The organism is Kitasatospora sp. NPDC058965, from assembly GCF_042741245.1.
Lineage (GTDB): Bacteria > Actinomycetota > Actinomycetes > Streptomycetales > Streptomycetaceae > Kitasatospora.
Window position 1 is genome coordinate 1 of sequence record NZ_JBHYKG010000603.1, and the last position, 1,399, is coordinate 1,399.

At 56.5% G+C, this 1,399-nt stretch carries 1 rRNA gene; it reads left to right on the forward strand.

Features of this window, described 5'->3' with window-relative positions:
- Nucleotides 1-1,397 (forward strand): 23S ribosomal RNA (locus tag ACFW1A_RS40520); the annotation flags it as partial.
- Nucleotides 1,398-1,399 lie beyond the last annotated feature (2 nt).

The following is a 1,399-nucleotide window of genomic DNA, read 5'->3' on the forward strand; positions in this document are numbered from 1 at the left end:
ATAGTCTGAGACCTGATGCCGAGCCGATTGTGGTGAAGTGGATGATCCTATGCTGTCGAGAAAAGCCTCTAGCGAGTTTCATGGCGGCCCGTACCCCAAACCGACTCAGGTGGTCAGGTAGAGAATACCGAGGCGTTCGGGTGAACTATGGTTAAGGAACTCGGCAAAATGCCCCCGTAACTTCGGGAGAAGGGGGGCCGGAACTGGTGATGAGTCTTGCACTCGGAGCTGGGGCCGGCCGCAGAGACCAGCGAGAAGCGACTGTTTACTAAAAACACAGGTCCGTGCGAAGCCGTAAGGCGATGTATACGGACTGACGCCTGCCCGGTGCTGGAACGTTAAGGGGACCGGTTAGCTCTGATTCGTCGGGGCGAAGCTGAGAACTTAAGCGCCAGTAAACGGCGGTGGTAACTATAACCATCCTAAGGTAGCGAAATTCCTTGTCGGGTAAGTTCCGACCTGCACGAATGGCGTAACGACTTCTCGACTGTCTCAACCATAGGCCCGGTGAAATTGCATTACGAGTAAAGATGCTCGTTTCGCGCAGCAGGACGGAAAGACCCCGGGACCTTTACTATAGCTTGATATTGGTGTTCGGTTCGGCTTGTGTAGGATAGGTGGGAGACTTTGAAGCAGCGACGCCAGTCGTTGTGGAGTCGACGTTGAAATACCACTCTGGTCGTGCTGGATGTCTAACCTGGGTCCGTGATCCGGATCAGGGACAGTGTCTGGTGGGTAGTTTAACTGGGGCGGTTGCCTCCTAAAGGGTAACGGAGGCGCCCAAAGGTTCCCTCAGCCTGGTTGGCAATCAGGTGTTGAGTGTAAGTGCACAAGGGAGCTTGACTGTGAGACCGACGGGTCGAGCAGGTGCGAAAGCAGGGACTAGTGATCCGGCGGTGGCTTGTGGAAGCGCCGTCGCTCAACGGATAAAAGGTACCCCGGGGATAACAGGCTGATCTTCCCCAAGAGTCCATATCGACGGGATGGTTTGGCACCTCGATGTCGGCTCGTCGCATCCTGGGGCTGGAGTAGGTCCCAAGGGTTGGGCTGTTCGCCCATTAAAGCGGTACGCGAGCTGGGTTTAGAACGTCGTGAGACAGTTCGGTCCCTATCCGCTGTGCGCGTAGGAGTGTTGAGAAGGGCTGTCCCTAGTACGAGAGGACCGGGACGGACGAACCTCTGGTGTGCCAGTTGTCCTGCCAAGGGCATGGCTGGTTGGCTACGTTCGGGAGGGATAACCGCTGAAAGCATCTAAGCGGGAAGCCTGCTTCGAGATGAGCACTCCCACCTCCTTGAGAGGGTAAGGCTCCCAGTAGACGACTGGGTTGATAGGCCGGATGTGGAAGCCCAGTAATGGGTGGAGCTGACCGGTACTAATAGGCCGAGGGCTTGTCCTCAG